We start from the raw sequence: 5,486 nt of genomic DNA, 5'->3' as shown, positions 1-5,486 counted from the left end.
ATGATTCTGACATCATGTCAGGGTTTTGTTCTTGTCAGGCATCTCTTTTTCCTCGCGTCCTTTGTGGGTGTGGGGTGTTGTTTTTCAACGGAGAGTTTGATCCTGGCTCAGGACGAACGCTGGCGGCGTGCTTAACACATGCAAGTCGAGCGGTAAGGCCTCTTCGGGGGTACACGAGCGGCGAACGGGTGAGTAACACGTGAGTAATCTGCCCTTCACTTCGGGATAAGCTTCGGAAACGGGGTCTAATACCGGATACGACACTTTCAGGCATCTGATGAGTGTGGAAAGTTTTTTCGGTGGGGGATGTGCTCGCGGCCTATCAGCTTGTTGGTGGGGTAATGGCCTACCAAGGCTTCGACGGGTAGCCGGCCTGAGAGGGTGACCGGCCACACTGGGACTGAGACACGGCCCAGACTCCTACGGGAGGCAGCAGTGGGGAATATTGGACAATGGGCGGAAGCCTGATCCAGCAACGCCGCGTGAGGGATGACGGCCTTCGGGTTGTAAACCTCTTTCAGTACCGACGAAGCGAGAGTGACGGTAGGTACAGAAGAAGCACCGGCCAACTACGTGCCAGCAGCCGCGGTAATACGTAGGGTGCGAGCGTTGTCCGGAATTATTGGGCGTAAAGGGCTCGTAGGCGGTTTGTCGCGTCGGGAGTGAAAACACCGGGCTTAACTCGGTGCTTGCTTTCGATACGGGCAGACTAGAGGTATGCAGGGGAGAACGGAATTCCTGGTGTAGCGGTGAAATGCGCAGATATCAGGAGGAACACCGGTGGCGAAGGCGGTTCTCTGGGCATTACCTGACGCTGAGGAGCGAAAGTGTGGGGAGCGAACAGGATTAGATACCCTGGTAGTCCACACCGTAAACGTTGGGCGCTAGGTGTGGGATCCATTCCACGGGTTCCGTGCCGCAGCTAACGCATTAAGCGCCCCGCCTGGGGAGTACGGCCGCAAGGCTAAAACTCAAAGGAATTGACGGGGGCCCGCACAAGCGGCGGAGCATGCGGATTAATTCGATGCAACGCGAAGAACCTTACCTGGGTTTGACATATGCCGGAAAGCGCCAGAGATGGTGCCCCTTTTTGTCGGTATACAGGTGGTGCATGGCTGTCGTCAGCTCGTGTCGTGAGATGTTGGGTTAAGTCCCGCAACGAGCGCAACCCTCGTCCTATGTTGCCAGCACGTTATGGTGGGGACTCATAGGAGACTGCCGGGGTCAACTCGGAGGAAGGTGGGGATGACGTCAAGTCATCATGCCCCTTATGTCCAGGGCTTCACGCATGCTACAATGGCCGGTACAAAGGGCTGCGATGCTGTAAGGCGGAGCGAATCCCAAAAAGCCGGTCTCAGTTCGGATTGGGGTCTGCAACTCGACCCCATGAAGTCGGAGTCGCTAGTAATCGCAGATCAGCAACGCTGCGGTGAATACGTTCCCGGGCCTTGTACACACCGCCCGTCACGTCACGAAAGTCGGCAACACCCGAAGCCGGTGGCCTAACCAACTTGTTGGGGGGAGCCGTCGAAGGTGGGGCTGGCGATTGGGACGAAGTCGTAACAAGGTAGCCGTACCGGAAGGTGCGGCTGGATCACCTCCTTTCTAAGGAGTCAGTGGCCATGAGTTGCCAGGCAATTGGTGTCTGGTGCGATGGTGCTACTCGCTAGTGGAATCGTCGATGATGCTTCGCTTCGTTTGCGTGGCTTGTCTTAGTACTACCTGTGTCGTTTCTCTGCTCCTTTCAGGGGGTGGGGGTGTGGTGTGGGTGTGGAACGGGTGGGTTGTGTGAGGGGGGTTGGGGTTGACACACTGTTGAGCTTTGAGGGATCAGCTGTGCTGGTTGCTCTGTGTGATCGTGCCTCCTTTGAGTGCTGCCCATCTTGTGTGGTGGGTGGTGGTTGTTGGTGGGTTGGTTGTTTGTGAACTGGATAGTGGACGCGAGCATCGCATGATGCGTGTGCTTGCCGGCTCCTTTTTTCTTGTGTGTGTTGCAGGGTGGGGGGTTGGTGGGTGTGTGTGTTGTGCATGTAGATGCAATATTTCTAGTCTTTGTAGTTTTTGTTGAGTGTTTGTGAGACAAGCTATGAAGGGCACATGGTGGATGCCTTGGCATCAAGAGCCGATGAAGGACGTAGGAGCCTGCGATAAGCCCTGGGGAGTTGGCAACCAAGCTGTGATCCGGGGGTGTCCGAATGGGGGAACCCAGCTGGAGTCATGTCCAGTTACCCGCGCCTGAATATATAGGGCGTGTGGAGGGAACGTGGGGAAGTGAAACATCTCAGTACCCACAGGAAGAGAAAACAACAGTGATTCCGAGAGTAGTGGCGAGCGAAATCGGATCAGGCTAAACCATGCACATGTGATACCCGGCAGGGGTTGTGTGTGTGGGGTTGTGGGAGCGTGTGGACTGTTCTGCCGAGCGGTCACAGAGTAAGAAATCGTGCGTGAAGTTGAAGTCCATTGGAAAGTGGCGCCGTAGAGGGTGATAGCCCCGTAAGTGTAAGTGTGCGACTCTGATGCGTTTTCCCAAGTAACACGGAACCCCTGAAATTCCGTGTGAATCTGGCGGGACCACCCGTTAAGCCTAAATACTCCTTGATGACCGATAGCGGACAAGTACCGTGAGGGAAAGGTGAAAAGTACCCCTGGCGGGGAGTGAAATAGTACCTGAAACCGTGTGCCTACAATCCGTCGGAGCTTTTGTCCACCTTGTGTGGCGGGGTGACGGCGTGCCTTTTGAAGAATGAGCCTGCGAGTTTGCGTTGTGTTGCGAGGTTAACCCGTGTGGGGAAGCCGTAGCGAAAGCGAGTCCGAATAGGGCTACTTAGTAGCACGATCAAGACCCGAAGCGAAGTGATCTATCCATGGGCAGGTTGAAGCGCGGGTAAGACCGCGTGGAGGACCGAACCCACTTAGGTTGAAAACTGAGGGGATGACCTGTGGATAGGGGTGAAAGGCCAATCAAACTTCGTGATAGCTGGTTCTCCCCGAAATGCATTTAGGTGCAGCGTTGTGTGTTTCTTGCCGGAGGTAGAGCACTGGATAGCCGATGGGCCCGACCAGGTTACTGACGTTAGCCAAACTCCGAATGCCGGTAAGTGAGAGCGCAGCAGTGAGACTGCGGGGGATAAGCTCCGTAGTCGAGAGGGAAACAGCCCAGACCATCAGCTAAGGCCCCTAAGCGGTGACTAAGTGGAAAAGGATGTGGAGTCGCAGTGACAACCAGGAGGTTGGCTTGGAAGCAGCCACCCTTGAAAGAGTGCGTAATAGCTCACTGGTCAAGTGATTCCGCGCCGACAATGTAGCGGGGCTCAAGTCATCCGCCGAAGCTATGGCATTCACATATATAGCTAAGCCGCCTTCGAGGTTGGTTCAGGTGTGTGGATGGGTAGGGGAGCGTCGTGTCGCGAGTGAAGCTCCGGAGTGATCCAGGGGTGGATGCGACACGAGTGAGAATGCAGGCATGAGTAGCGAATCACGTGTGAGAAACACGTGCGCCGAATGATCAAGGGTTCCAGGGTCAAGCTAATCTGCCCTGGGTAAGTCGGGACCTAAGGCGAGGCCGACAGGCGTAGTCGATGGACAACGGGTTGATATTCCCGTACCGGCAAAGTAGCGCCCATGACGAACCTAGTGATGCTAACCATCTGAAACTCACGTGACCGGACCCTTCGGGGCGAGGCGTGTGAGCGTAGCGTGGGACCCGAACTGGTAGTAGTCAAGCGATGGGGTGACGCAGGAAGGTAGTCCAACCGTACCGATGGTTGTGTACGGCTAAGGATGTAGGGCGAACGATAGGCAAATCCGTCGTTCTGACTTTGATGTCGAGCTTGAGATCTGATGGGGAGCCGAATGGCGAAGTGGATGATCCTATGCTGTCGAGAAAAACCTCTAGCGAGCTATGCGCCGCCCGTACCCCAAACCGACTCAGGTGATCAGGTAGAGAATACTAAGGCGATCGAGCGAACCATGGTTAAGGAACTCGGCAAAATGCCCCCGTAACTTCGGGAGAAGGGGGGCCGGATGCGTGAACCCACTAGCTGGGGGAGCGTTGATGGCCGCAGAGACCAGGCCCAAGCGACTGTTTACTAAAAACACAGGTCCGTGCGAAGTTGTAAGACGATGTATACGGACTGACTCCTGCCCGGTGCTGGAAGGTTAAGGGGACCGGTTAGAGCGTAAGCTCGAAGCTGAGAACTTAAGCCCCAGTAAACGGCGGTGGTAACTATAACCATCCTAAGGTAGCGAAATTCCTTGTCGGGTAAGTTCCGACCTGCACGAATGGAGTAACGACTTGGGCGCTGTCTCAACCGTGGACTCGGCGAAATTGCACTACGAGTAAAGATGCTCGTTACGCGCGGCAGGACGGAAAGACCCCGGGACCTTTACTATAGTTTGGTATTGGTGTTTGGTTCGGCTTGTGTAGGATAGGTGGGAGACTGTGAAGTCCACACGCCAGTGTGGGTGGAGTCATCGTTGAAATACCACTCTGGTCGTACTAGATGTCTAACCTAGGACCATTATCTGGTTCAGGGACAGTGCCTGATGGGTAGTTTAACTGGGGCGGTTGCCTCCTAAAATGTAACGGAGGCGCTCAAAGGTTCCCTCAGCCTGGTTGGCAATCAGGTGTTGAGTGTAAGTGCACAAGGGAGCTTGACTGTGAGACAGACATGTCGAGCAGGGACGAAAGTCGGAACTAGTGATCCGGCGCCAGCAGGTGGAAGCGGCGTCGCTCAACGGATAAAAGGTACCCCGGGGATAACAGGCTGATCTTCCCCAAGAGTCCATATCGACGGGATGGTTTGGCACCTCGATGTCGGCTCGTCGCATCCTGGGGCTGGAGTAGGTCCCAAGGGTTGGGCTGTTCGCCCATTAAAGCGGCACGCGAGCTGGGTTTAGAACGTCGTGAGACAGTTCGGTCCCTATCCGCCGCGCGCGCAGGAAACTTGAGAAAGGCTGTCCCTAGTACGAGAGGACCGGGATGGACGAACCTCTGGTGTGCCAGTTGTCCCGCCAGGGGCACGGCTGGTTAGCTACGTTCGGGAGTGATAACCGCTGAATGCATCTAAGCGGGAAGCACGTTTCAAGATGAGGTTTCCCACCACGTATGTGGGTAAGGCCCCCAGCAGAACACTGGGTTGATAGGCCGGAGGTGTACAGCAGTGATGCCTAGCCGACCGGTACTAATAGGCCGAGGGCTTGTCTTACACTCATTCAACAAGACCTACAAAGAGGTCTAGTGCCCTGTATCTGCAGCGTATGTTCGCGTCCACGAACCAGTCACACAACACGTCACACGTATATGTGAATAATGGCTTGGATCCACACCCGCCCGCTTGTGGTGGTGGTGTGGGTTCGCAAGAGTTACGGCGGCCATAGCGAAAGGGAAACACCCGGTCCCATCCCGAACCCGGAAGTTAAGCCTTTCAGCGCCGATGGTACTGCAACCGAGAGGTTGTGGGAGAGTAGGACGCCGCCGGACA

3 rRNA genes are annotated in these 5,486 nt (G+C 55.5%); all 3 read left to right on the top strand.

The window, feature by feature from the left end:
• Positions 1–84: 84 nt before the first annotated feature.
• The 3 genes from LPA27_RS19005 to rrf all read left to right on the top strand — a co-directional run bounded on the left by LPA27_RS19005 (position 85) and on the right by rrf (position 5,485).
• Positions 85–1,605: ribosomal RNA gene (locus LPA27_RS19005) — 16S ribosomal RNA — on the top strand.
• 472 nt (positions 1,606–2,077) lie between these two features.
• Positions 2,078–5,210: ribosomal RNA gene (locus LPA27_RS19000) — 23S ribosomal RNA — on the top strand.
• 158 nt (positions 5,211–5,368) lie between these two features.
• Positions 5,369–5,485, top strand: a 5S ribosomal RNA gene (rrf, locus tag LPA27_RS18995).
• Together the 16S, 23S and 5S rRNA genes form the textbook arrangement of a ribosomal RNA operon.
• Position 5,486 lies beyond the last annotated feature (1 nt).

Source organism: Nocardioides sp. Leaf374 (genome assembly GCF_916862475.1).
In the GTDB taxonomy this organism is placed as follows: domain Bacteria; phylum Actinomycetota; class Actinomycetes; order Propionibacteriales; family Nocardioidaceae; genus Nocardioides; species Nocardioides kribbensis.
The sequence above is the reverse complement of the archived record's forward strand: the minus strand, read 5'-3'. Positions and strand labels throughout refer to the sequence as shown.